The sequence below is a fragment of the Thermotoga sp. 2812B genome, assembly GCF_000789335.1.
Lineage (GTDB): Bacteria > Thermotogota > Thermotogae > Thermotogales > Thermotogaceae > Thermotoga > Thermotoga maritima.
Window position 1 is genome coordinate 1,640,754 of record NZ_CP003408.1, and the last position, 24,349, is coordinate 1,665,102.

25 protein-coding genes and 1 pseudogene are annotated in these 24,349 nt (G+C 45.8%); 11 read left to right on the forward strand and 15 right to left on the reverse strand.

All coding sequences use genetic code 11. The annotated features are described in order from the left end of the window. Positions 1-40 precede the first annotated feature (40 nt). Positions 41-1,048, forward strand: coding sequence for an ABC transporter permease (locus T2812B_RS08435; protein WP_004080232.1), 1,008 nt, complete (start codon positions 41-43; stop codon positions 1,046-1,048). Positions 1,049-1,068: 20 nt separating this feature from the next. On the opposite strand, the gene T2812B_RS08440 is transcribed toward T2812B_RS08435, so the two are convergent. Continuing rightward, positions 1,069-2,268: an NADP-dependent isocitrate dehydrogenase gene (locus T2812B_RS08440; RefSeq protein WP_008195606.1), complete on the reverse strand. Its 1,200-nt coding sequence runs from the start codon at positions 2,266-2,268 to the stop codon at positions 1,069-1,071. Between the two features lie 481 nt (positions 2,269-2,749). On the opposite strand from T2812B_RS08440, the gene T2812B_RS08445 reads away from it, so the two are divergent. The 3 genes and pseudogenes from T2812B_RS08445 to T2812B_RS09905 all read left to right on the forward strand — a co-directional run bounded on the left by T2812B_RS08445 (position 2,750) and on the right by T2812B_RS09905 (position 5,826). Continuing rightward, positions 2,750-4,270 carry an HD-GYP domain-containing protein gene (locus T2812B_RS08445; RefSeq protein ID WP_081981551.1) on the forward strand — a complete coding sequence of 507 codons (1,521 nt, stop codon included), beginning with the start codon at positions 2,750-2,752 and terminating at the stop codon, positions 4,268-4,270. A gap of 1 nt (position 4,271) precedes the next feature. Then, positions 4,272-5,468 (forward strand): annotated as a pseudogene (locus T2812B_RS08455) (methyl-accepting chemotaxis protein); the annotation flags it as partial. 163 nt (positions 5,469-5,631) lie between these two features. Then, positions 5,632-5,826 carry a hypothetical protein gene (locus T2812B_RS09905; RefSeq protein ID WP_231556576.1) on the forward strand — a complete coding sequence of 65 codons (195 nt, stop codon included), beginning with the start codon at positions 5,632-5,634 and terminating at the stop codon, positions 5,824-5,826. A 56-nt stretch (positions 5,827-5,882) separates the two neighbouring features. On the opposite strand, the gene T2812B_RS08460 is transcribed toward T2812B_RS09905, so the two are convergent. From T2812B_RS08460 to T2812B_RS08515, 12 genes are all read right to left on the reverse strand, one after another. Beyond that, on the reverse strand, positions 5,883-6,542 hold the full coding sequence (locus T2812B_RS08460; protein WP_008195610.1) for a thioredoxin fold domain-containing protein: 660 nt from the start codon (positions 6,540-6,542) through the stop codon (positions 5,883-5,885). A gap of 15 nt (positions 6,543-6,557) precedes the next feature. Then, positions 6,558-7,208 (reverse strand): cytochrome c biogenesis CcdA family protein, encoded by a 651-nt coding sequence (locus tag T2812B_RS08465; protein WP_008195612.1) that lies wholly within the window; start codon positions 7,206-7,208, stop codon positions 6,558-6,560. An 83-nt stretch (positions 7,209-7,291) separates the two neighbouring features. Continuing rightward, entirely contained in the window at positions 7,292-7,939 is a 648-nt protein-coding gene (locus T2812B_RS08470) for a CBS and ACT domain-containing protein (RefSeq protein WP_008195614.1), read from the reverse strand. A gap of 12 nt (positions 7,940-7,951) precedes the next feature. Further along, positions 7,952-8,671, reverse strand: a complete 720-nt coding sequence (locus T2812B_RS08475) for an ABC transporter ATP-binding protein (protein WP_004080267.1) — start codon at positions 8,669-8,671, stop codon at positions 7,952-7,954. Beyond that, the gene (locus T2812B_RS08480; RefSeq protein ID WP_008195616.1) at positions 8,664-9,518 is read right to left on the reverse strand and encodes an ABC transporter ATP-binding protein; all 855 of its coding nucleotides are present in this window, start codon (positions 9,516-9,518) and stop codon (positions 8,664-8,666) included. The genes T2812B_RS08475 and T2812B_RS08480 overlap by 8 nt, the downstream gene beginning before the upstream one ends. Beyond that, a complete protein-coding gene (locus T2812B_RS08485; RefSeq protein WP_008195619.1) occupies positions 9,515-10,591 on the reverse strand; it encodes a branched-chain amino acid ABC transporter permease in 1,077 nt (358 codons plus the stop codon). The genes T2812B_RS08480 and T2812B_RS08485 overlap by 4 nt, the downstream gene beginning before the upstream one ends. After that, the gene (locus T2812B_RS08490) at positions 10,591-11,490 is read right to left on the reverse strand and encodes a branched-chain amino acid ABC transporter permease (protein ID WP_004080271.1); all 900 of its coding nucleotides are present in this window, start codon (positions 11,488-11,490) and stop codon (positions 10,591-10,593) included. Before T2812B_RS08490 ends, T2812B_RS08485 begins: the two co-directional genes overlap by 1 nt. Positions 11,491-11,568: 78 nt before the next feature. Then, positions 11,569-12,681: an ABC transporter substrate-binding protein gene (locus tag T2812B_RS08495; protein ID WP_008195621.1), complete on the reverse strand. Its 1,113-nt coding sequence runs from the start codon at positions 12,679-12,681 to the stop codon at positions 11,569-11,571. A gap of 225 nt (positions 12,682-12,906) precedes the next feature. Next, positions 12,907-14,016 carry an ABC transporter substrate-binding protein gene (locus tag T2812B_RS08500; protein WP_008195623.1) on the reverse strand — a complete coding sequence of 370 codons (1,110 nt, stop codon included), beginning with the start codon at positions 14,014-14,016 and terminating at the stop codon, positions 12,907-12,909. A gap of 184 nt (positions 14,017-14,200) precedes the next feature. Then, positions 14,201-15,436, reverse strand: a complete 1,236-nt coding sequence (locus T2812B_RS08505) for a hypothetical protein (protein WP_008195625.1) — start codon at positions 15,434-15,436, stop codon at positions 14,201-14,203. Further along, positions 15,426-16,664: a DUF58 domain-containing protein gene (locus T2812B_RS08510; RefSeq protein ID WP_008195627.1), complete on the reverse strand. Its 1,239-nt coding sequence runs from the start codon at positions 16,662-16,664 to the stop codon at positions 15,426-15,428. The genes T2812B_RS08505 and T2812B_RS08510 overlap by 11 nt, the downstream gene beginning before the upstream one ends. Then, on the reverse strand, positions 16,661-17,578 hold the full coding sequence (locus tag T2812B_RS08515) for a MoxR family ATPase (RefSeq protein ID WP_008195629.1): 918 nt from the start codon (positions 17,576-17,578) through the stop codon (positions 16,661-16,663). Before T2812B_RS08515 ends, T2812B_RS08510 begins: the two co-directional genes overlap by 4 nt. 161 nt (positions 17,579-17,739) lie before the next feature. Between T2812B_RS08515 and T2812B_RS08520 the strand changes: the two genes are divergently transcribed. Together T2812B_RS08520 and T2812B_RS08525 are read left to right on the forward strand one after the other, a co-directional pair. Further along, positions 17,740-18,975 carry a PLP-dependent aminotransferase family protein gene (locus T2812B_RS08520; protein WP_008195631.1) on the forward strand — a complete coding sequence of 412 codons (1,236 nt, stop codon included), beginning with the start codon at positions 17,740-17,742 and terminating at the stop codon, positions 18,973-18,975. Positions 18,976-18,986: 11 nt separating this feature from the next. Further along, positions 18,987-19,871 carry a phosphate acetyltransferase gene (locus T2812B_RS08525; protein ID WP_008195633.1) on the forward strand — a complete coding sequence of 295 codons (885 nt, stop codon included), beginning with the start codon at positions 18,987-18,989 and terminating at the stop codon, positions 19,869-19,871. Here T2812B_RS08525 and mtnN read toward each other — a convergent pair. Together mtnN and T2812B_RS08535 are read right to left on the reverse strand one after the other, a co-directional pair. Continuing rightward, the gene (gene mtnN / locus T2812B_RS08530) at positions 19,868-20,521 is read right to left on the reverse strand and encodes a 5'-methylthioadenosine/S-adenosylhomocysteine nucleosidase (protein WP_008195634.1); all 654 of its coding nucleotides are present in this window, start codon (positions 20,519-20,521) and stop codon (positions 19,868-19,870) included. The two genes, T2812B_RS08525 and mtnN, sit on opposite strands and share 4 nt — an antisense overlap. 40 nt (positions 20,522-20,561) lie before the next feature. Continuing rightward, a complete protein-coding gene (locus tag T2812B_RS08535) occupies positions 20,562-21,053 on the reverse strand; it encodes a ferritin (protein ID WP_004080283.1) in 492 nt (163 codons plus the stop codon). Positions 21,054-21,151: 98 nt separating this feature from the next. Between T2812B_RS08535 and T2812B_RS08540 the strand changes: the two genes are divergently transcribed. The 5 genes from T2812B_RS08540 (at position 21,152) to T2812B_RS08560 (ending at position 24,347) form a co-directional block, all read left to right on the forward strand. Then, a complete protein-coding gene (locus T2812B_RS08540) occupies positions 21,152-21,796 on the forward strand; it encodes a hypothetical protein (protein ID WP_008195636.1) in 645 nt (214 codons plus the stop codon). 12 nt (positions 21,797-21,808) lie between these two features. Beyond that, entirely contained in the window at positions 21,809-22,108 is a 300-nt protein-coding gene (locus tag T2812B_RS08545) for a hypothetical protein (protein WP_008195638.1), read from the forward strand. A gap of 235 nt (positions 22,109-22,343) precedes the next feature. Next, positions 22,344-23,429 carry a hypothetical protein gene (locus tag T2812B_RS08550; protein ID WP_231556577.1) on the forward strand — a complete coding sequence of 362 codons (1,086 nt, stop codon included), beginning with the start codon at positions 22,344-22,346 and terminating at the stop codon, positions 23,427-23,429. Next, positions 23,429-23,935 (forward strand): hypothetical protein, encoded by a 507-nt coding sequence (locus tag T2812B_RS08555; protein WP_008195641.1) that lies wholly within the window; start codon positions 23,429-23,431, stop codon positions 23,933-23,935. The genes T2812B_RS08550 and T2812B_RS08555 overlap by 1 nt, the downstream gene beginning before the upstream one ends. A 58-nt stretch (positions 23,936-23,993) precedes the next feature. Further along, a complete protein-coding gene (locus T2812B_RS08560) occupies positions 23,994-24,347 on the forward strand; it encodes a flagellar protein FlaG (RefSeq protein WP_008195643.1) in 354 nt (117 codons plus the stop codon). The last annotated feature ends 2 nt before the right edge of the window (positions 24,348-24,349 follow it).

A 24,349-nucleotide genomic window follows, 5' to 3' on the forward strand; every position in this document is an offset into this window, starting at 1 on the left:
TCCGCCGCCCCTTCCCGGGGCGGCTTTCGGAGGTGCCGTGATGTCTCTTAAAAACTACGTGATAACAAGAATTCTCCTCGCTGCCCCCATGATATTCATCCTTCTGGCACTCATATTCCTGGTGCTCAGGATCATACCCGGGGATCCGGTGCTCGCTATTCTCGGAGGGAAAGCACCGAAGGAGGTCATCGAACAAAAGAGACACGAACTCGGTCTCGATAAACCTATCATCGTCCAGTTTTTCGATTACATCGGAGATCTTCTCAAAGGTGACCTGGGAAAATCTACACTGACGGGAAGACCCGTTTGGGAAGAAATAAAGGAGAGATTTCCCGCGACTTTGGAGCTGACACTCTTCGCTTTCATCGTAGCCGTTCTCATAGGCATCTTCTGGGGAAGCTTCGCTGCGTACAAAAGGGACAGTGGAGTTGATATAGGTGCCAGGATGTTTTCAATGGTGATGTACGCGGTTCCGGTTTTCTGGTTCGGTTTGATGATGCAGTACATCTTCGGAGTTATCTTGAGATGGCTTCCCGTTGGCGGACGATTGTCACCCACTATGAATTTGAAAGTGATAACGGGTATCTATTCGATAGATGCGCTTTTCACAGGAAACTGGGAAGCGCTGAAAGACGTTTTCGAACATCTCTTACTTCCGGGACTCACGCTCGGCCTTGTGATCTCCAGCGTCTTTGTCCGTATGGTGAGAAACAACACCGTTTTAACACTGGCCCAGGATTTCGTGAAGGCGGCTCGTGCTCGCGGTTTGAAGGAGAGGGTGGTTCTGTTCAGGTACGCCCTGAAAAACGCTCTGGTACCCATCTTCACGATGATGGGATTGCAGTTCGCACTCCTTCTGGGAGGTGCGGTCCTCACAGAAACCACTTTCTCATGGCCCGGTCTTGGAAGTTATCTTGTGATGAAGATCAGGTACAGGGACTTTCCTGCCATACAGGGCACGGTCGTTTTCTTCGCTTTGATCGTGGTGGTGATAAGCATTCTCGTCGACGTGATCAACGCTCTGATAGATCCCAGGGTGAGATATTGAAAAGAGCGGGACACGCCCGCTCACAGTAATTTTTCGAGATTCTTCTTCACTTCGTCTATGAACTCTTCGAGAGTGACATACTTGTCGATCGGTGGTTCTGTGAAAGGCTGAAGGTCCTTTGTGATCACACCGGATTCTATGGTGTTTATCACAGCCTTCTCCAGTTTGTCTGCGAATTCACACACCTCCGGTGTTCCGTCGAGTTCTCCCCTTTTCCTTATAGCACCTGTCCACGCGAAGATCGATGCGGTTGGATTCGTTGAGGTTTTTTCACCTTTCAGATACCTATAGTAGTGTCTTCTCACCGTGCCGTGGGCTGCTTCGAACTCATAGACCCCATCGGGGGAGACGAGAACCGACGTCATGAGACCGAGACTGCCAAAACCTGAGGCGATCATATCGGACATGATATCCCCTTCGTAGTTCATACAGGCCCAAAGCATACCACCCTCACTTCTCAAAATCTGCGCAGCCGCATCATCTATGAGCATGTATCTATAGTTCACTCCGGCTTTTTCGAGTTCTTCTTTTCTTTTGTCGACTTCCTCCTGGAATATCTCTTTGAAGTACGCGTGGTACACCTTAGAGATCGTGTCTTTCGTCGCAAACCAGATGTCGACCTTTTCAGAGATGGCGTAGTTTATACACGACTGAGCAAAACTTCTGATCGATTTCTCCAAGTTGTGCATCGCCATGATAACACCGTTTCCTTCGAATTTGTGTACAAGAAGTGTCTTTTTTTCTTTGTTCTTCACCACGAGTTCCACTTCCGCTGGGCCTTCGACTCTCGCTTCCACAGCGTTGTATATGTCACCGTAGGCGTGCCTTCCTATGATGATTGGTTTCTTCCAGCGCTTCACTAGCGGTGGCACGTTCTTCACCATGATGGGCTTTCTGAAAACCGTTCCATCGAGATACGCTCTGATGGTGGCATTTGGACTCTTCCAGGCTTTCTTCAGGTTGTATTCCTTCACTCTTTCCGCATCCGGGGTGATCGTTGCGCACTTGACACCGACACCGTACTTTTTGATGGCCTTTGCCGCTTCGATCGTGATCTGATCGTCTGTTTCGTCTCTCTTCTTTATTCCGAGATCGAAGTAAACCAGCTGGATATCGAGATAGGGAAGGATGAGTTTTTCTTTGATCATCTTCCACATCACGCGTGCCATCTCATCGCCGTCAAGCTCAACAATGGGGTTTTTAACCTTGATCTTCTCCACTCTTCGTACCTCCTTTTTTGTGATCGTTGCTATTATTAATGATACCATCTGTGAATTATTGCTTTTTGACCTTATCCCGATACCCTGAAGGGGATGTGTTTTCTGGATTGTGTTCTGTAAAGCATGTCAATCTATGTGGAAGGTTCGTTCCCTCCGTCAATCATCAAGGTTCCTACCATGCAATACTATCTCATTTACATGATGGCAATATTCAAAGAGAATTTTACTGTACTTAATGATATAATTACTACTGTGTCTTGATACTTCTAACAACAACAACTGTAAATCTGTGGTTTTTTCGAAAAATTCCTTCCTGAAACACATGATGACATTTGTCAAAGTATTGGACATTTCTTCCATATAACCGTCTGAACTTTAAATTGGAACAGACATGTATCCAATAGGCTTTTAATCATTAAAAAATAAATTTTGAATCCCCATCACCAAAAAGGTTTTATCTTGCCGGCATGGAGGTGAAAACGTGGAAGCAATCCAGGTAGCCAATGTCAAAAGTGACTTCGTAGAAACACTGAAGAAGATCAAAAAAAAACACGGAATATATATTATTGCCCTGTTTGCGGTCAGGCAGGACATGGCGATTCATGTGATAACTTCGGCTGACAATCCCGTTTTTTTCAACGTTGGAACGGTTTTCAACATTGCTTTAACTCCCTTGATTGAAGAATTTCTGTTCAGTGCGAAACCTTTCGAAAATCATCCACAGAAAACTCGTTTTACTCTTGTGGAAGATGTGCAATGGGAACTCTACATCCCAGTTGTTTTCAAAGAGTTTCTCACAGGGTTTGTGTACGTTGCCTCAAAGAAGAAGTGGGATGCAGAGAAAACAGGGAAAATAATTAATGATCTTCAAGATTTTTTGAAAACACGCGGACTCGAATACTACTACCTGGAGTATTCTGTCGTCCTGGATCAGCTTTTAACCACCGTGGCGATACTGATAGACAGACTGTTTTCCAGAGTCAGCAGATACACGTTGAACCACATATACAACGTGGCTTTCTGGGCGGAAGAAATCGGAAAGATAGTGGGTCTGGATGAAAAAAGACTTGCGAAGCTGTATCTGGCGGGTCTTCTTCATGACATAGGTAAAGTGTATATAGATGAGCGCATCTTGAACAAAGAAGGAAGATTAACGTTCCAGGAGTACCAGGAGATGAAAAAACACGTGGATTACAGCTATAACATGGTAAAAGACCTGATGATCTGGGATATTGAGGACGATGTGGCGCTCTGGGTGTTTCAGCATCACGAGAAATTCGACGGGAGTGGATATCCGCTTGGGTTGAAGGGAGAAGAGATAACACTCGAAGGAAGGATACTCAAGATAGCGGATACTCTGGATGCAATGCTCTCTCCAAGATCGTATAGAAATCCGATCCCTCTGGATGATGTGATCAAAGAAATTGAGAGGCTTAGAGAAAAGGATTTCGATCCCTTGCTTTCAGATTTAACCGTTGATCTATTGAGGGAGAAAAAAGAGAGTTTAGGTCTTTTCGAAGGAAGGATACTTCCTGCTACACTGATCGCAGGTGAAGGGATACATGAAGGTATTCTGCGAAAAAACGATGGATATCATGTTTTTATTTCTGATACGTTTGAATTTAACGAGGAAAGAGGGACACTTTTTGTGTCCAGATACAATTCTTTGCACAAACTCGATGTGAAGTTATTTCCACTGGATCATGACAAAGCAAGGTTGGAAATCGTAGAAGTACCAATCACAACACAGCAGAAGTGGTGGAATCCTACCATAGGAATTCTCGAATTAAAGGGAAGGAAAAGAAATATCATCATATCGAATACATCGAACGAAGAAATTGTCTTTATTCTCTCGGGAGTTAGGGACATGGAAGTAGATAGAAGAGAAATAGCCAAAATAGAGACTCCCGAAGGTTCGTACGGAGGATTCATCACTGGTAAAATCAGGGTAGCAGGCGTCCCACATTTTGTCTTCAAAATCGAAGAAAGGAGGGATAGATAGTATGAATTTAAAAGGAAAAACACTTCTAGTATCGACTATAACATTAGCTGCAGTAGTTCTTGTAGCCCTCCTGGGGGGTAGTGTCTTCTTGAAAGCTGGTCAGAACGTGAGAAAAGCGTTTGAAGAGTACAAACTCGCAGTGGAAGCCCTGGACAAACTGGGTGAACTTGAAACCAAAGTTGCTCTGTTTGTGAACAACACGGCGAAAATAGAGGAGGTATCGTTGCTTTTCAATGAATTGAAGGAAGTTGTCGATAAGATACCATCTTTAAAAGAGCACATGGACGCTCTGAAGCAAAACATTTCAGAGGTAATTTCCGGAAAAACAGAAGCGGTCTCTCATATTCAAAGTTCTGTGGGACATGTGAAGGAAGATATCATAGCGAACTTGGATAGGACCAGGGAAAACCTGGACAAAGAGATTTCGTACAGTTCTGAGCTCATCAGAAACGTTCTTTTCATTGTTCTTCCAATCGTAGCGGTGGCAAGTGGAGTATTTCTGTTCGTCATGATATCTCGTAGTCTGAGACTTTTGAAACCTGTTATGGAAGCGTCAAGATCTTTGAGGAACAACGATCTCACAATTAACATACAGGAAGCGAAAGGAAAAGACGAGATAAGCACTCTCTTAAATGAATTCAAAGCTTCCATAGAATATCTGAGAAACAATCTCAAAGATGTACAGACAGAGACATTCTCAGTTGTCGAGAGTATCGAGGAGATTTCCAAGGCAAACGAAGAGATTACAAACCAGCTTCTTGGAATTTCAAAGGAAATGGACAGCATTTCCATGAGGGTGGAGTCCATTTCTGCCTCGGTTCAGGAAACCACGGCGGGATCTGAGGAGATCAGCAGTGCCACTAAAAACATAGCAGACAGCACCCAGCAGGCGGCGAGTTTCGCCGACCAAAGTACAAAGTTAGCAAAGGAAGCCGGAAATGTTTTGAAGAAAGTCATAAAAGTCAATCGAATGATATCGAACAGTGCCAAAGACGTGGAAAGGGTTGTGGAGAGTTTCCAAAAGGGAGCTGAAAAAAAATCACAAGCTTCGTTGAAACTATCAACGCGATAGCAGAGCAGACGAATCTGCTCGCGCTGAACGTAGCGATAGAAGCAGCAAGAGCGGGAGAAGCGGGAAGAGGCTTTGCGGTCGTCGCAGACGAAATAAGAAAACTCGCTGAAGAAAGTCAGCAGGTTTCAGAGAACGTCAGAAGGGTTGTCAACGAAATCAGAAGCATAGCCGAAGACGTGGGAAAGTATCCTCCGAGATCACGGCGCGTGTTGAAGAGAGCACAAAACTGGCTGACGAAGCTGATGAAAAACTGAACTCCATCACGGGAGCTGCTGAGAAAATAGATGAGATGCTTCAAAATACAGCAGCGACAGAAGATCAAACAGCAGCTGTGGACAAGATCACAACTGCTATGACAGAAAACGCGAAAAACGCAGAGGAAATCACAAACAATGTCAGGGAAGTGAACGCAAGGCTTCAGGAAATCAGTGCCTCGACAGAAAAAGTTACGAACAAAGTACAGGCCATCAGGGGAAATGTGTGAATGTTCAAGGAAATCGTTGCAAGATACAAAATATGAGGGTGCGGAAGCACCCTCTTTCATTTAATGAGCAGAACCCGGAGAGCGCCTTTTTCCTGAAGGGTCTTTGCAACATCTGGCGAATCCGTCACGTATATCCTGTCTCTTCTCACTTCGTTTGGTACGGTATCCATTTTTACAGCGTTTTCATCCTTTTCCAGAACGAAATCTGCGTCTTCTTTGGAAACTTCGATGATCAACGACTCACCCACGAACGGATCGTCTTTTTTCATGTAGGTCTGGAAGTCTTCTTTCAACTCCTGAGCGATGTATTTCAGAATCTTTATGAAGTTGTCTTTGTCCACGTAGCCAGGAAGGTATCCCAGACCTTCTTTTCCCTTAAAAAAGAAAAACGTAGGCGTTCCTCTCACACCAAATCCAGCGAAGAGATCTCTGTAGCTAACCGATTCCTCTCCCAGAACTTCCTTCGCAAAGAGTGTGGTTTTTTCATCTGTGGCGTAAAGCTCAACGAAGACGAAGTTTGGAATCAGAATTTCCTGGAAATCTTCTTTCGGGAGTACTTCTTTCTTGAACAGATTACAGTAGTAACAGGTTGGACTCGAGAACATCATGATCAGCTTTCTCCGGGTGATGTTCGCGAGTCTGTAGGCGTCATCTAAAGTGAGAGCCAATGAGAACACACTCAAAGCCAAAATTGTGATGATTAAGAACCTTTTCACAGTACCATCCTCCCATCAGTATGTGATGAACCTTCCTGTGAGAATGAGCACTCCAACGAGAACGAGTGAGAGAGAACCCACTACTTTGAGAACGTTCATCCACACAGGCTTTTTGAAACTCACACGGTTCAAAAGTTTATTAACAAACCCTCCCATCAGGATAAAAGGAATCGAAATACCAAGTGAGTAGAGGAAAAGAAGTACCCCTCCTTTCACCGGTTCTCTTCCACTCGCCACTATCGCGAGGATACTTCCCAGTATAGGACTCGAGCAGGGAATCCACACGAGTCCCACACTACCACCGAGTAAGAAACCGTTCAGGAATCCTTCCCCTTTGTAGCGCCACACGTTGGGATTCTTTTTCATCTTCACAAGTTCAACATCGAACAGGTAAAACAATCCAAAGACTACGAGAGCAAGCCCGGAAATCCATGTGAGTATGTAAGTAGGAATGAAATTTCCAAACAGTCCAAAAAGGACTCCTATGACTGAAAAGAGAGAAGATATTCCCACGAAAAAACCTATGACCTTCAGGAAATCTCCTTTCGAGGCAAAGAGCACGCCAAGAAAAGCGGGGATCAGGGGCAGAACACATGGGCTGAAAAATGCGAGGAGGCCGTATCCAAGAGCCATCCAGTAACTCACTTCTACGACGGCGAAACCCATATTCCCTCCCCTCTTTTTCTACCGAAAGAGTCTACAATAATTATAACACATAAACACCCCCTCACAGCGAGGGGGCTAACGATTCAGTTTGAATGGTAATACAGAAGCTTCACATCGATTTCATCGAGGGATTTCACGAACTTTTCATGGTCGATGTTTTCCACCCTGAGTGTGGCAAGGTAAGAATCCTTCCCTTCTTCGAAAAGTGTTGCGATGGAGATGATGTTCCCGCCTGCTTCGTAGATTCTCTTTGCCACTTCGAGAAGTTCACCCGGTTTGTCTGGCATTTCCATCGTGTACCTTATGGTTCCTTCCCTCTTGGTTCCGAATATCTCCACGAAGACTTTGAAGATATCAGTCTGTGTAATGATTCCAACAAGATGTCCCGCATCGTCAACTACGGGGAGCCCACTTATATCTTTCTCCTCCATTATCCTTGCCGCATCTTCTATCGGTGTGTTTTCGTTCACTGTGACGACATCTTTTGTCATGATCTCCTCGATTTTGAGCTTGGAAAGAAGGTAGTGGAGTTCCCAGATGTTGAGTGTCGTGGCTTTGGAGGGAGATGCGTAGAGAAGGTCTTTTTCTGTTACGATACCGACGATCTTTTCATTCTTCATCACTATGAGGCGTTTGATTTTGTTCTGTTTCATGAGTTTGAGGGCCTCAGAAAAAGAGGTCTCTGGAGCGATAGTGATGGGATTTCTCGTCATGAAGTCCTTGACAAGCATGTTTTCCCCCCTTTATGCAACACCGAGATAGGCCTTTCTGACCATTTCGTTGTCCAGAAGCTCACTGGCCTTTCCTTCGAGAACGATCTGTCCAGTCTCGAGGACGTAACCGTAATGGGCAACCTTCAAAGCACCGAGGGCGTTCTGTTCTACCAGGAGAATGGTGGTTCCCTCCTGGTTGATCTTCTGGATGACCTCGAAAACTTCGGAGACCAGGATGGGAGCAAGCCCCAGAGAAGGTTCGTCCATCATCAGAAGCTTTGGTCTGCTCATCAGAGCTCTTCCGATTGCAAGCATCTGCTGTTCTCCACCGGAAAGAGTACCTCCCAGCTGTTTTAGTCTCTCTTTCAACCTCGGGAAAAGCGAGAAGATCCATTCCAGGTCACGTTTTATTCCTTCTTTGTCCTTCCGGTTGTACGCTCCCATCATGAGATTCTCATAGACGGTGAGTTCCGGAAAGATTCTCCTTCCTTCGGGAACCAGAGCTATTCCCATTCTGTTTATCACGTGAGCTGGCTTGTTTGTTATGTCCTGGCCGTTGAAGATGATCTTTCCCTTCTGCGCTCTCACGAGTCCTGCTATCGCGGAGAGTGTTGTGGTTTTTCCCGCACCGTTTGCTCCGATCAGCGTTACGATCTGACCTCTCGGGACTTTCAGGTCTATTCCCTTGATGGCGTGGATCGCACCGTAGTAAACGTGGAGAGACTGGACTTCAAGGACGATGTCAGACACTCTCCCACTCCCTTCCGAGGTACGCCTCTATCACACGTGGATCGTTCTGAATCTCCTTCGGCGTTCCCTCCGCTATGATTCTGCCGTAGTCCATCACTATGATTCTCTCACAAATTCCCATGACCACTCTCATATCGTGCTCTATGAGAAGCACCGTCAGGTTGAAGTCCTTTCTGATCTGTTTTATGAACTCCATGAGGTCCTCTGTTTCCTTCGGGTTCATACCTGCGGCGGGTTCGTCCAGCAAGATCAGTTTCGGTTCCGTTGCGAGGGCTCTGGCTATCTCCAGCTTTCTCTGCTCTCCATACGGAAGCGAGGAAGCCTTCTCGTACATCACCTTTTCGAGTCCCACCCTTTTGATGAGGTCTTTGGCCTTTTCCACCATTTCTTTTTCTTTCTTCAAGTATCCGATTTTCGTGACAGCCCTCCAGAACCAGAAACGTCCGTGGCCCTTTCTCGGTTTTCCATGCTTCACAAGAATTCTGTCTGCATCGGGATTGGAGAGAACGTGGTGCTGAGCCACAAGAACATTTTCGAGGACGGTCATGTCAGAAAAGAGCCTGATGTTCTGGAAAGTCCTTGCGATTCCAAGGTGTGTGATCTGGTACGGTCTCAACCCTGTGATATCTATATCGTCGAACACGATTCTTCCCTTCGTAGGGGTGTATATACCCGTTATCACGTTGAATACGGTTGTCTTTCCCGCACCGTTTGGTCCTATGAGACCGACGAGTTCTCCCTCTCTGATTTCGTTCGTGAAATCGTCCACAGCTACGAGTCCACCGAACTGCATCGTCACATGATCCAGAAGGAGGAGAGGTTTCTTGGAAAGATCCGTGACCGTCATTTCTCTTCACCACCCCTGCGACGAGCAAAGAGCCATCTGTAAAGATTGTTCCAGGTGAGTTCTTCCCTTCCCATGATACCCCTCTGCCAGAAGATCATCACAAGGATGAAAATAGCGGATATCACGAGGATCCTCATTCCCTTTATACCGGGAACGTGTATGCCGAAGAACGTGAAAGGCTCTTCCAGATCCCTGAGCCACTCGAAGAGTATAGCGAAGAGAGCGGCTCCTATGAGCGAACCGGAAATACTGCCGAGCCCACCCAGAACTATCATGATGAGAACGTAGAAGGTGAGCATGGGACCGAGTGTGGTCGTTCTGGGATCTATCGTGGTGAGCCAGTGCGCGTAGAGCGAACCAGAAACACCCGCAAAGAAGGCTCCTATGACGAAAGAAAGAAGCTGATGTTTAAAAACATTTATTCCCATGGCTTCGGCTGCTATGCGGTCTTCTCTGATGGCCTTCAAAGCTCTTCCGTAGCTACTGTTCACAAGGCTTGCCATGAACAGAACCGTTACGAATAGCCAGCCGTAACACCACCAGATGTTTGAGTATTCCGGAATTCCCTTGAGACCGAGAGGGCCGTTTGTGATGCTGATGGCGTTGAGAGCGATGATCCTTATCACCTCTGCGAACCCAAGGGACGCTATCGCGAGGTAATCACCGGAAAGCCTCAAAACCGGCCACCCTATGAGAAAGGCAAAGAGTGCTGCCAGTGCTCCTCCTGCTAGAGTGGCGGTGAGAAAATCCGTGTGAACGTTTGCAAGCCACGGAACAATAGGTTCTATTATGAACGACATCGCTTTCTGCTCTGGTGAAAGTGTGAGAAGAGACGCCGTATAAGCACCTATCAAGATGAAACCGGCGTGTCCAAGAGAAAAGATACCCGTGATACCGTTTATCAGGTTCAAACTCACCGCCATGATACCGTATATGGCGATGAGCCTCACTACTCTCAGCTTGTAGCTGTCCATGTATCTATCGGCCAGATAGAGAAGAAGGGCCATGAAGATCAGGAAAACAACCGTGAGAATGAAGTTCGTTCGTGCAGATAGTTTCTTCTCCATCTTCATCACACCTTTTCCACGATTTTTTTACCGAGAAGTCCAGAAGGTTTCACGAGCAGTATGATGATCAGGATGATGAAAGCGAACGCATCCCGGTAACCCATAACAGCTGGGAAATAAGCTGCGAGGAATATCTCAATGAGACCGAGAAGAACGCCACCGAGAACAGCTCCGGGGATCGAACCTATTCCTCCAAACACCGCCGCAATGAAAGCCTTGAGACCTGGCATGAAACCCATGTAAGGATGTACGTTCGGAAATCTCATTGCCCACATGATCCCACTCGCAGCAGCGAGTGCCGAACCGAGGGCAAACGTGAAACCGATGACGGCGTCCACGTTGACACCCATGAGGGCAGTCGTTGGAATATCCATGGAAATCGCTCTCATAGCCATACCGATCTTCGTTCTATAAACGATGAAGAACAGGACTATCAGAATGACAGCGGTGATGAAGATCACGAGGAACGTGAGGAGTGGTATTCTGGCTCCCGCTACAGTCAGCACTTTGTTCAGTATGGTCCTGTCCTTGAAGACCTTCAGAAAAGACTTGGGAATGGCTCCAAAAACGACCACAGCGAGACTCTCAAGGAAGAAAGAAACTCCGATAGCGGTGATAAGAGCGGAAATCCTGGGAGCGTTTCTCAGAGGTTTGTAAGCAACTCTGTCTATGAGAAAACCCAATAGCGCTGCTCCGAGGATCGCTACGATGGCAGAAAAAAGTGGATTCAGAGAAAGAAGAGTAGCAGCGTAGAAGGCGAAGTAGACACCCATCATCATAACATCGCCATGGGCGAAATTGATGAGCCTCAGAATACCATAAACCATGGTGTAACCAATCGCTATGAGCGCGTACAAACCTCCGAGCATGATTCCGTTGAAGAGATTCTGGAGAAAGAATACCACTCTTTCACCTTCCTTTCTTCAATCAAAGAAAGCGAAGCCCCTGAGGGGCCTCGCTTTTGCTTGTTTCAATGGAAGTTTTTACTTGAGGTCATCAGGATTGATGACAGCCTCAAAGTCAACGGAACCGTTCTTCACAACGTTTACAACGACGGATTTGATAGCGTCTCCGTTCTCGTCGATGTTTATGATACCGCTGGCACCGTTGAAGTTTCTCGTTTTTCTGATCTCTTCAGCGATCTTTTCCCTGTCAAAGCTTCCTGCCCTTTCGATCGCGTCAAGAAGCACCATGTAAGCGTCGTATCCGAGAGCGTTGAGCGCAGCTGGTTCTTTTCCGTATTTCTCCTTGTACACTTCAACGAATTTCTTTGCAACAGGGTTGCTGGCTGCCTTCGGATGGTAGTGTGTGGTGAAGAGAAGGCCTTCCACTGCTTCTCCACCGATCTCTATGAGTTCCGGTGCGTCTGCACCGTCACCTGCCAGAATGTAACCGGTGAATCCAAGCTGTCTTGCTTGTCTGGAAATGAGGGCGATCTCCGGGTAGTACCCTGTTATGTAGATTGCATCCGGATTGAACGACATCGCAACGGAAAGCTGTGCGGAAAAGTCCTGATCACCACTTCTGAAGAACACCCTCTTCACCTGTCCTCCGAGTTCAGTGAACTTGTTTATGAAGAAATTAGAGAGTCCGACACTGTAGTCCTGCTCGACATCTGTGAACACAACCACTCTTTTTGCACCCAGATTTTTGTAAGCGAATACTGCCATGGCTGCTCCCTGGAACGGGTCGATGAAACAAACCCTGGAGACGAACTTTCTTCCCTGTGTTACGAGTGGATTCGTGGAGGCAGGAGTCACCATAGGAACTTTGTTCTCTTCTGCAATAGGTGCTATGGCGAGAGAATGTGCACTGGCCACTTCACCGATTATTGCGAGGACCTTTTCTTTGTCAATGGCTCTTGACGCTGCGTTCGCTGCTTCTGTTTTCTCACTTCTGGTGTCAAGGAGAACGAGTTCTACCTCTTCTCCCAGAACCGTAGGTTTCTCTTCGTGAGCGATCTGAATACCTTCCCACACCATCCTTCCAAAAGCGGAAATGCCACCCGTCATTGGAAGGATCACACCGATTTTAACGGCAGAAAAAAGATTCAAAACTGTCAAAACAAGAAGAACAGTTACCAGCACCTTCCTCATATCTCTTCCCTCCCCTCTGAGAATGATTTTTATAAGTATTTTACAGGTTCACCACAAAGCGGTCAAGGAATCCTTTTGAATCTTAATGCAGATTTTTCTATCAGTTAATCTATTCGTTTTCGATTTTCCCGGGCAAATTTCAACAAATTTTGATCGCTTCCCTGTTTGAAGAATTATGCCTCTTTTTGCATATTTTTCTCATCGTTGTTTGAGTATAAAATGAGGTTACTCGATGTCTTCAGGAAGAATGGTGGTGACAAAGTCGAAGATTCCGTTCTTTACCGTATTGACCACTACTGATTTGACGGCATCACCATTTTCGTTTATATTGATGATACCCGTTGCTCCATAGAAGTTTTTTGTCTTTCTGATTTCTTCGGCGATCTTTTCCGTATCAAAGCTTCCCGTTCTCTCGATCGCATTGAGAAGAACCATGTAGGCATCGTATCCAAGCGCGCTGAGCGCGGCCGGATCTTTTCCGTACTTTTTTCTGTAAGTTTCAACGAATCTTTCAGCCACCGGATTTGAGGCTGATTTCACGTGATAATGGGTTGTGAAGTAGAGATTCTCCACAGAATCTCCACCGATTTCTATCAACTCTTCAGCATCCGCACCGTCGCCGGCGAGTATATAGCCGGTGAATCCAAGTTGTCTTGCTTGTCTTGCGATAAGGGCGATTTCCTGATAATACCCTGTAACGTAGATGGCATCCGGGTTATAAGATAGGGCCACAGACAGTTGTGCTGAAAAGTCTTGATCACCGCTTTTGAAATAAACCGATTTCACTTCGCCACCGAGAGAAGTGAACTTATTCGTGAAAAATTTCGAGAGTCCAACGCTGTAGTCCTGTTCAATATCCGTAAAAACAACAACTCTTTTAGCACCAAGATTCTTGTAGGCGAAGACTGCCATCGCTGCTCCTTGGAACGGATCGATGAAACACACTCTGGAAACGAATTTTTTACCCTGTGTCACAAGCGGATTAGTTGCGCCAGTGCTCACCATGGGAATTTTCCTACTTTCCGCTATTGGTACCATTGCGAGTGCCTGGGAACTCGTGAAACCGGTGATGAGTGCTACAACTTTTTCTTTCTCAACAGCCCTTGTAGCCGCATTAGCTGCTTCTGTTTTTTCACTTCTTGTGTCAAGAAGAACGAGTTCCACGTCTTCTCCAAGAACGGTAGGCTTCTCTTCATGGGCTATCTGGATCCCTTCCCATATCAACTTCCCGTACCCGGACAGATTCCCCGTCATTGAGAGGATCACACCGATTTTCACCGGGAAGACACTCACCAGAAGGATTCCCATAATGAAAAGAACCAGTGTTTTTCTCATAGAAACTCCTCCTTTTTAAAGGATTAAAGAATTAAACAAATATCTCTCACTTAACAACAGCGAGAAACCTTGGAATTTTTTTTGTTTTGTCCATCAGGAGAAGTTATGCGGGAATTGGTATATCAACGGAGGGGATCTATGATCCAGATCTTTATGTCAGTATCATACCACGGTTTAAATGGCTTCAATTATGATAACGTTTCAATTCCTTTTCCGATTCCAAGAAAAGTTTTTTCAATTCAGAAAAAGACATCTCTTCCTCTGTGCGTGAGTACCTTATTTTTGTGAACTTCTCTGTCAGTTCTTTGAAGTAACGATATTCTCTTCCTTCTACCAATTCGTACGGAGTAAGATGTTCCTTTCCTGGAAAATATTTCCACCTCAGGAAGAGGTACGCATCTTCTAACGTGTGTATTACTCTTCGTTCGGTGTGATGTTCCTTTTCTTCAACATCTTCTTTTTCTTCCTCTCTCGATTCTTCCGTTTCAATTTCTTCGCTCGACGTTTTCAACGTTCTAAGGAAGAGCTTCAAAGTGGTGTGGAAGAACAATACCACCACGAAAAGAGAAACAGCGGTTAAAATCCATCTTACCGAATTCCACGAAGGATTTCTTTCAATTTCAACGACGGTCACAGAAGCGGAAGGTGTGGACGAAAGCATCTGACCTACTGGTGTGAGTTCTGGAATTCCTACGTCGAGGTTCACGTTCCGAACCACCGTGTTCACGAACAATACGAACAGATAAAAGCTGACCACAAAAACACCGAGAGCAGCAAGGACATAATGTGACACCTTTAAATTCATTCGAAACTCTTTGAAGAAAACAACAACGAGTAGCACCACACCTGCCACAGCGACCCAGAAAATGACTTCCCAGAGAAGCTTCATAGCAAGACTACCACTCTGGGTGAATTTTTCTATCACGACCACAACGTTTTTCACCATCTGTTGGACCGATTCACCACTTTCTGGCTGATGCGTTTCTGGAAGAAGGAATGGAAGTCTGAATTCTGGAACAAAAGCCAGAAGTGGAACCAAAGAAGCGTAGAGGAACTTCTTCTCATGAAGGAAAAAGAGGGCCATAGCTCCGGAGACAAAAAGGAATGAAGATGGATTTTTCTCAAATATCAACGAAAGCACGAAAAAGAAGGCCAGCGAATACACTTTTGACCTTTCATTTTCGAAATCTGAAAACACAAGGAAGAAAGTAATTATGAGAGATGCGAAAACCAGGTCTTTTTCTTTCGAAAGTATCCAGAGGAGGATCCCTGAGACCGGAAGAACGATCAGGTAGGCTCTGGAGATTCTCTTTAGTATCGCCGTTACCGCTGAGCCTGAAAGGAGCAACAGAGAGTAGAGGTTGATATCTTTCATCAGAACCAGAAGTAAAGCGCTACCAAACAACACATCATGGAACACTTTCTACAACCTCCTGAACGGTCATGTTCTCCCGCACTCCCCTCACGATCACGTGGTTCTCTTCGAGCAGCTTCACCTTTTCCAGAAGATCGAGGAGATCCTTCCTCATGAGGAGATAGCTCCTGAAAGGCTTCGTGTTTGGATCGCGTAAACCGTATGGTATGACAAATACGATCAATTTTGAAACCTGAGACCTCACTCTGAGAAGTAAGGGAAGCTCCTGCTCCGTCAGGTGTACGCAGAAAAGGAGAACAGTATCCGAAGGATCAAATACGACCGTCTCCAGGACACTCTTCGTATCGAAACGAGGATTGTCCGTTCCTCTCACGGTGGCGAGCAGTTCAAAATCCATCACCCAGTCTCGATCGTGATTCTTCCAGATTTCTTCACCTATGACCGTTAATTCCACTGGTGTGTGACGTTCTTTCAGGTCTTTCACCACGCTCGCCACGAACCGCACCGCTTCCTCTTCGTAGTACCTCCTCAGTTCTTTCCAGACTTCTCCCAGCTGGATATCTTTTGGAAGGTTCAGATCGAGAAAAATCTTCACCCTTCCCAGTGCAGTGTGGTCGTGCTCTTTCACGAGCAACCTTCCATATCTCGCGGAGGCTTTCCAGTGTATTCTGTTCATCGGTTCTCCGTTGTAATCTCTGAGTCCCTTCAGCATCGTGTTGTCCTCGAGAAGTCTCTGGGGGCTTTTTCTACCCGGCAGGAGCTCTTTCAGGGCCTCTTTGTAGAATTCGATCGGCACGTACTCGGGAAAAACGATCACCTCGTCCTCTGCGTTGAACTCCTTTTCCACAGAAAAAGTTGCGAACGTGTCCTCGATTTTTATAGAAAATCCCTTCAGGATCTTTCTTCCACGTGTTCCAAACGAGAAAATGAACACCAGCTTTTCTGAAGAAGATGGTGTCAGAGAAACTTCTTCGGTGTCTTTTTTGAAAAATCTGACGGGAGAAAAACTCGGGTTGAGTTTCATCGAAATCCGCAAATGACCAGAATATCTGATCTTGTAGATCATCTCTGCCTTTTCATCCACGAAGAGTCTGGTTTTTGTGATATGCCTTTCTATCTTTATTTTTGGAATGGCCTTCAGAGTCAAGAGAAGATCCAGCCACCTCGTTGCGGTAAAGAAAACCATCAGAAGAAAAATGTTGTTCTGTGTGAGGATCCATACTGCGACGGAAAAGATTGTGAGAATCACAAGTGGTTTCTTTCTTACCCTCATTTGACCACCTTCACACGGTCGAGAATTTCTCTCACTATATCCTCCTTTTTCTCCCTTTTGAGTTTGGACTCTGCGGATTGGATCACTCTGTGGGGTATCACGTACACAGCGGCTCTTTTCACGTCGTCTGGAAGGACAAAATCTCTCCCACCCATAAAAGCGAGAGCCATGGAGAAGTGCATGAGGGCTATACTTCCACGGGGGCTCATGCCCAAAAGAAGCGATGGGTGATTTCTTGTGGCACTGGCTATATCGACGATGTATTTCTTCACTTCGTCGCTCACAAAAACATTCCTCACCTTTTTTTGAAGTTCTGAAAGCTCATCAGGGTTCATGACCGGTTCCAGCTGGCTTATGGGATGCTCTTTTTCCTGGGATGTGAGCATCTGAATCTCTGCTTCCTCATCGGGATACCCCATCTTCACACAGATCATGAAACGGTCGAGCTGAGCTTCCGGGAGAGGGAAGGTCCCTTCGTACTCGATTGGGTTTTGCGTGGCGATCACGAAGAATCTCTCAGAAAGCCTGTGTGTGACTCCATCCACGGTCACTTGACCTTCTGCCATCGCCTCAAGGAGCGCAGATTGTGTTCTCGGTGTTGCCCTGTTTATCTCGTCCGCGAGGAGAACATCGGTGAACACGGGCCCCTTTTTAAAGACAAAGTCTTCCTTCTTTCTATCGTATATGTACAGACCTGTGAGATCCGTTGGAAGGAGGTCCGGTGTGAACTGAACTCGTCTGAAGTCCACTCCAAGGGATAGCGCAAGGGCTCTTGCAAGCATCGTCTTTCCTACTCCCGGCACATCTTCCATGAGAACGTGTCCTTTTGCGAGAAGCGCTGCGACAACAACTTCGATAGCTTCTCTCTTTCCTTTTATCACCTTTTCGATGTTGTTTATCACCCGCTCTATCAACCCAGGATCCCTCCAGATAGAAGTATTTGCATACTTCAAAGTATACCAGTTTTTCTATCAAATTCTCAATTTTTCGAATACACGTTGAATTTTAATGCAGAAATTTCACCAGTACTGGTGTATAATTCTTCAGAAGAAAAGATATTCCAGGAGGTGTGGTCGTGAATCTAGAAGGCAAGATCTCAAAGATAGGCCGAAACATGAAATCCTCCATCATCAGGGAAATTCTCAAATTTGCCGCGGACAAAGATGCCATTTCTTTCGGAGGGGGAGTACCCGATCCTGAGACTTTCCCGAGGAAAGAACTCGCAGAAATCGCAAAGGAGATCATAGAAAAAGAGTACCATTACACCCTTCAGTACTCCACAACAGAAGGAGATCCCGTTCTTAAACAGCAAATTTTGAAGCTTCTGGAGAGGATGTACGGCATCACAGGACTCGACGAAGACAATCTGATATTCACCGTTGGATCCCAGCAGGCACTGGATCTCATCGGAAAGCTCTTCCTCGACGATGAGAGTTACTGCGTTCTCGATGATCCCGCGTACCTCGGAGCCATAAACGCGTTCAGGCAGTATCTTGCGAACTTCGTTGTGGTCCCGCTCGAAGACGATGGAATGGATCTCAACGTTCTGGAAAGAAAGCTTTCTGAATTCGACAAAAACGGAAAGATAAAACAGGTGAAGTTCATCTACGTTGTTTCAAATTTCCACAACCCAGCGGGAGTCACGACTTCTCTGGAAAAGAGAAAAGCGCTCGTCGAGATCGCAGAGAAGTACGACCTCTTCATAGTGGAAGACGATCCCTACGGTGCTTTGAGGTACGAAGGAGAAACTGTGGATCCCATCTTCAAGATAGGTGGACCAGAAAGGGTGGTTCTTCTCAACACGTTCAGCAAAGTCCTCGCTCCGGGTCTCAGAATAGGAATGGTGGCGGGAAGCAAGGAGTTCATCAGAAAGATCGTTCAGGCGAAGCAGTCAGCGGATCTGTGCAGTCCCGCTATCACTCATCGTCTCGCTGCCCGTTATTTGGAGAGGTACGATCTTCTCGAGCAGTTGAAACCCACCATCGAACTCTACAGAAGAAAGAGAACGGTGATGCTCAACGCTCTCGAAGAGTACTTCTCCGACATACCAGGCGTGAAATGGGTGAAATCGGAAGGCGGTCTCTTCATCTGGCTCACCCTTCCTGAGGGTTTCGACACCTGGGAGATGTTCGAGTACGCGAAGAGAAAGAAGGTGTTTTACGTTCCTGGAAGGGTTTTCAAAGTGTACGACGAGCCGAGTCCCTCTATGAGGCTTTCCTTCTGTCTGCCGCCGGATGAAAAGATCGTTGAAGGGATCAAAAGGCTCAGGGAAGTTGTCCTCGAGTACGGCAAGGAAAAACACCTTCTGTGAGGAGTGAGAGAATGTTTCTGGAAAAACTGGTTGAGATGGCTCGGGGAAAAGGAAAAAAGCTCGCGGTTGCGGCTGCGAACGATGATCACGTGATAGAAGCCGTATACAGGGCTTGGAAGGAGAGAGTGTGCGAGCCCGTTCTGTTCGGTCCAGAGGAAGAGATCACCAGGATCATCGAGGAACTCGTCCCTGAATGGAAGAACCCTCAAATCATAGATTGTCCCCCAGAAGAAGCGGGAAAACTCGCTGTGGAGGCCGTTTCAAAGGGAGAATGCGATTTTCTCATGAAGGGAAAGATAAAGACAGGAGATTTGATGAAGATCTATCTGGACGAAAGGTACGGTCTTCGAACGGGAAAGACGATGGCGATGGTGAGCGTGATGGAGATACCCGATTTCTCGAGGCCTCTCATCATCTCCGATCCCGGTATGCTGATAAGCCCCACTCTGGAACAGAAGGTGGACATGATAGAACACTGTGTTCGAGTGGCAAACGTCATGGGTTTAGAAACACCGAAAGTTGCCGTTGTCGGTGCCATAGAAGTTGTGAATCCAAAGATGCCCATCACGATGGAAGCGGCCATTCTTTCGAAGATGAACCAGAGAGGACAGATAAAGGGATGTATCGTCGATGGGCCGTTCGCACTGGACAACGTTGTCTCAGAAGAAGCGGCGAGAAAGAAAGGGATAGAAAGCCCTGTGGCGGGAAAGGCCGACATCCTGATACTGCCAGATATAGAGGCGGCGAACATTCTGTACAAAGCTCTGGTTTTTCTTGCTAAAGCGAAATCCGCGTCTACCATTCTTGGTGGGAAAGTCCCTGTAGTTCTCACATCACGTGCAGACTCGGAAGAAACGAAGTTTTATTCCATAGCCCTCTCGGCGGTCTTCGCTTAGAAGACACACTTTTTCAGAACATCGAGGAGGATCAGGTTGGAGAGAAAGCCGTATCTCTCGTAGTTTTTTCTGAACTCTTCTTCCGTTTCTCTGCCACATATGTCAACGATCGTCTTTATGGCGAGGAACTTCTTCTCGTTCTCGTGGCACACCTTTGCCACGGCGGCGGAATCCATATCGACACAGAGGGCTCCCGTTCTTCTTTTTATCTCCTCGGCTTTCTCCTTCACTGTCACAAAGGCGTCCCCGCTTGCTATCAATCCCGTTTTGATCTCTCTGTTTGAATAAGCGATCACCTTGTCTTCAAGATCCTCACTGCCCGAGACGATGATTCCTTCATCACCAAGGGCCGTTTCGAAATCGTACTCAACGTAGGAATCTCCTATCACGACATCCCCAACTTCAACACCTTCCAGACCACCGGCGTTTCCCGTTAGAAAAACAGCATCTATGTTGAACCTGTCCAGAAAAGCCTGAGTAACGAGCGCGGCTTCGACCTTCCCGATGAAACCGTAACTCACGACCACCTCGTTTCTTCCTACAACTCCCCGCTGGTAGTATCTTTTCAAGAGACGTCCTTTTTCCAGGACTTCCATCTCTTTGAGCATGGGTTCCACTTCTATCTTGAACACACCGAGAACCAGGATCACGTTCCCACCTCCAGATGAGAAAAAGGGGCGCAGTGCCCCTTCACTCTCTCTGTCCAAGATACCTGTCTAGCTGGAAGATCACAGACATCTGACCATTTGCCTTTTCTAAAAGATCGAGGATTTCTCTCACTTGATCTTCTTCTTCTACCTGCTCGTCAACGAACCATTTGAGGAAACTCACGGTGGCGTGATCTTTCTCTTCCGAAGCGAGTTCCAGGATGTTGTAAATCGACTGGGTGACGAATTCTTCGTGTTTCAGAGCCGCTTCAAAGGCGTCTTTTATTCCGTTCCAATTCGAAGGTGGCTTCTCTATGGCTTCGAGTTCGACTCTTCCTCCTCTTTCGTAGATGTATTCGTAGAACTTCATCGCGTGAGTAAGCTCTTCCTGCGCTTGCTTTTTCATCCAGTGGGCAAAACCCTTGAATCCTTCAGCGTCGAAGTAAGTTGCCATCGAAAGATAGAGATAGGAAGAGTAGATTTCCCTGTTCAACTGATCGTTGAGCGCTTTTCTCACTTTTTCTGAGATAACCATCATCTCACCTCCTACTGTACAATTCTACCACTTGCCACAGTTTTGCCACATTTTTCTGGTAAAGTTTGAACAGAGATCCGTTGAAAGGGGAGGTTGTCATGAGGTTTTCTGTCATGATCTATCTTCTGGTGATTTCATCTTTGCTGTTCTCAGGAAGTTTTCACAAAGAGTTCCCTCTGCAAACTTGGAATTCACAGCATCCAGAATCGGCGTGGGGAGCTGTTTACTCTAAAAACATCGTAACAAGGATTGTTTCTGGTAAAGTTGCGGCAGTGAACGTGTATAAAACAAAGGAAATATCAGCAGATCCCGGAGCAGGCCCTTTTAAAGATATAGCACACACTATCGTACTCATGCTTTTCGCCACCATCATATCTCTGATGCTTTCCTATGTTTTGAAAGAAGCAGTTTTCATCGAGAACAGAGTCATGGAAAATATCGATAACGTTTATTCTAAAATAATCTACATCTCTGGTGCCAACCTGTGGAGAAAATTCCTGACTGACAACGCGGTGCAGTGGGATGAGGTGCACAGCGAACCATCTACTTTCACTCAGATAAGTTTCGAGTTTGATCTTTCAAGCAATTTCCTTTCTGAGAGATTCGACCGCTATACCCTCGTTTCAACCTCTACTCTTTACATATACGAAGAAGAGATTGTGAACGCGTTCTTTGAGATCACAAAGAACGGCAAAAAGCTTCCGCATGGGGCTTCTTTCAGTTTCGGATGGCCCTATGAGTGAGGAGGAATGAATATGAGTTTGATGGAAAACGTGGTGGCACTTGTTCTGGTAGGAGTTGTTTTTGCGTTTTTCGTTCTTTTTCTCAACCAGATTGTTGAAAGATCCATGAGGTACTATGTGGAAATAACAAAAATTTTCCAGATCCAAGAAAAACTGGATGAGATATTTGTAACAGAGGAATCGCGCGACGGCTTTGAAGAAGTCAATTCTACTCTCGTTTTGAGAAAGAACGGTGATTCGGAAACTTTGAGCATAACTCTTTACAGATCGAGTGAGAAAAATCCGGTCTTTGTTTTCACGTATGCAAAATGAGGTGACCAGTGTGAAGGGGAACGCACTGGTTTTTGTCCTTCTGATTATGATTTTAATGACATCGGTTCTTCTCGTTACGCTGAGTGTTTATAAGAAAGTGGAAAGGGACTACATCACCGAACTGAAAAAAATCATGGTTTTCAACGTTACACGAAGCACTCTGGGGACAGTTTACGAATACCTCAAAGCCAATCCCGGTGAATTGCAGTCGTATCTCGGTGGATTTCAAGCGGAGTTGAAAGAGTTTCCCGGGACAGTGAAGCTTGTGCTCTCTGAAATTGGAGGGAACAATTACAAGCTAACCTGCACCTCCGTATTGGATGAGTTTACCGACACTCAAGCGATCGTTTTCAGAAGAAGAAGCGTTCTTTTTTCTTACGCAGTGGTCGCTCTTGGAAATCTGCATCTTTCTAATGTTGCAGAAATTCACGGGAATGTTCTGTATAAAGGGGAAGAAAAGCTCTCTGTTCCAAACAATTTCGTTCTCAAAGGCAATTTAATCGTTGAGAAGGCTGAACTAGAACTTTCTAACAATGCAGTAATAACTGGAAACGTAGAGGTTCAGAACTCGAACCTCACCATGTCTAACAATTCCCGTATTGGAAGTCCTGATAAACCTTCCATTGTGAAGGTAAAAGGGAAAGTTGTTTTGAATAACAACTCAGAATTGTACGGAGACGTTTATGCAGGTGGAAATGTAGAGAATTCCGGAACGATATCTGGTCAAATTTTTGCAAACCAGGATGACCTCACTTTTTCCAATCCTCCCGACTTTCCTCCACCTGAAATTCCAGATAATCTTCCTTCACCAAGCGGAGAACTGGTTCTCTGGCATAGAGAACAAACTCTCACATCAGGTACTTACAGCTACAGTGCCGTAAAAGTTCAAGAAAAGGGCAAATTAATTGTCGATACATCGAACGGTGATGTTATTTTGAGAGTAGGAGAGTTAAATGTCGATAATAATGGAACAATCGAGGTTAAAGGATCGAACAACCTTATTATCTATGTGGATCAAAAAGTTACCTTTTCAAACAATGCAGAGTTGAAGACATCAGATGGTGGAAAGGTTTTCATCGTATCTGATAAAGATAACGTTGAAATTTCATTCTCCAACAATTCCGTCATGGAAAACCTGTACATTTACGCGCCCGGTGCAAATGTAACTTTCAGTAACAATGCGAGTTTCAAAGGATCTGTTGTGGCCTATGATGTAAGTTTGTCGAACAATGTGGAATTCGTAGAACCCCAATCCGTTCCTGTGGAAGTTTCCGGAGAATCCAGTGTCGATTTCGAAATCATCGAATGGGGGAAGGACTGATGAGAAGCGGTTATACGCTGGTCGAAATACTTGTTTCCTTCATCGTTTTGATAGCTGTTCTGGGCATATTTTTCATTGTTTCAACGTACTCCATAAGAACTCTGAATATCGTGAAAGACTTTGGAGAATATTCCTACCTTTTGAGCACGATGAAAAGCAGGATCACAAACCTGCTTCTGTTCGCATCGGATGCCACAGCGGTGGATACTTACCCACCACTGGGCAATCAATGTGTACTGTACAGGGAAGGAAATTCACTGATTTTCGAGTGTTCCGATGGGGAAAAAATATACCTCTCTGATGACATTTCCGATGCAACATTCATCGTGAAAACCTTTTCTGCCAAAGACAAACCAAGAAAAATCGTTGTTTTTCATATCGGTGTTCTAACACCGTTTGAAGGACAAACCAGAGTCAGCTTTTCCGTGCCACTCATGAATTCCCATAGGTCTTCGGGGTCAATTTCTGAAGGGCAGTATCTCCTCATAGAGTACATAGAGTACTAAAATTTTCAATTTCGAGTCGATATAAAATTATGGAGAATGTCAAACGGAGGGATCCACGATGAGAATCGATCCCACGGATGGGAAAGGAAACGAGGTGCTTCATAGAGAAATAACAAGAAGGGAGCTACATGTGAAAGAGAACGAGTCGACACCCGTCGCTGAGATGAAAAAACAGCAGGAAGAGGACGTTCAGAAAGCCATAGAAGAATTTTCGAAGAAGCTGGAAAAACTGAGAAAGATCTTCAGAGGAGAGGCTGAATTCAAATACGACAGCGAATTGAACATGGTGATTGTGAAGATAAAAGACACCGAAACGGGAGAGATCATAAGACAGATCCCTCCAGAGGTGATGGTGAAGATCGCAAAGAGCATAAACGAGCTGCTTGGGATCCTCGTAGACGAAAGGGTGTGATC

Coding starts and splice junctions, on each gene's coding strand:
- T2812B_RS08560 (WP_008195643.1), top strand. CDS start 23,994: ATGAGAATCGATCCCACGGATGGGAAAGGAAACGAGGTGCTTCATAGA.
- T2812B_RS09905 (WP_231556576.1), top strand. CDS start 5,632: ATGCTTCAAAATACAGCAGCGACAGAAGATCAAACAGCAGCTGTGGAC.
- T2812B_RS08525 (WP_008195633.1), top strand. CDS start 18,987: ATGTTTCTGGAAAAACTGGTTGAGATGGCTCGGGGAAAAGGAAAAAAG.
- T2812B_RS08500 (WP_008195623.1), bottom strand. CDS start 14,016: ATGAGAAAAACACTGGTTCTTTTCATTATGGGAATCCTTCTGGTGAGT.
- T2812B_RS08470 (WP_008195614.1), bottom strand. CDS start 7,939: ATGCTTGTCAAGGACTTCATGACGAGAAATCCCATCACTATCGCTCCA.
- T2812B_RS08485 (WP_008195619.1), bottom strand. CDS start 10,591: ATGAAGATGGAGAAGAAACTATCTGCACGAACGAACTTCATTCTCACG.
- T2812B_RS08540 (WP_008195636.1), top strand. CDS start 21,152: ATGAGGTTTTCTGTCATGATCTATCTTCTGGTGATTTCATCTTTGCTG.
- T2812B_RS08495 (WP_008195621.1), bottom strand. CDS start 12,681: ATGAGGAAGGTGCTGGTAACTGTTCTTCTTGTTTTGACAGTTTTGAAT.
- T2812B_RS08510 (WP_008195627.1), bottom strand. CDS start 16,664: ATGAGGGTAAGAAAGAAACCACTTGTGATTCTCACAATCTTTTCCGTC.
- T2812B_RS08480 (WP_008195616.1), bottom strand. CDS start 9,518: ATGACGGTCACGGATCTTTCCAAGAAACCTCTCCTCCTTCTGGATCAT.
- T2812B_RS08435 (WP_004080232.1), top strand. CDS start 41: ATGTCTCTTAAAAACTACGTGATAACAAGAATTCTCCTCGCTGCCCCC.
- T2812B_RS08545 (WP_008195638.1), top strand. CDS start 21,809: ATGAGTTTGATGGAAAACGTGGTGGCACTTGTTCTGGTAGGAGTTGTT.
- T2812B_RS08465 (WP_008195612.1), bottom strand. CDS start 7,208: ATGGGTTTCGCCGTCGTAGAAGTGAGTTACTGGATGGCTCTTGGATAC.
- T2812B_RS08535 (WP_004080283.1), bottom strand. CDS start 21,053: ATGGTTATCTCAGAAAAAGTGAGAAAAGCGCTCAACGATCAGTTGAAC.
- T2812B_RS08555 (WP_008195641.1), top strand. CDS start 23,429: ATGAGAAGCGGTTATACGCTGGTCGAAATACTTGTTTCCTTCATCGTT.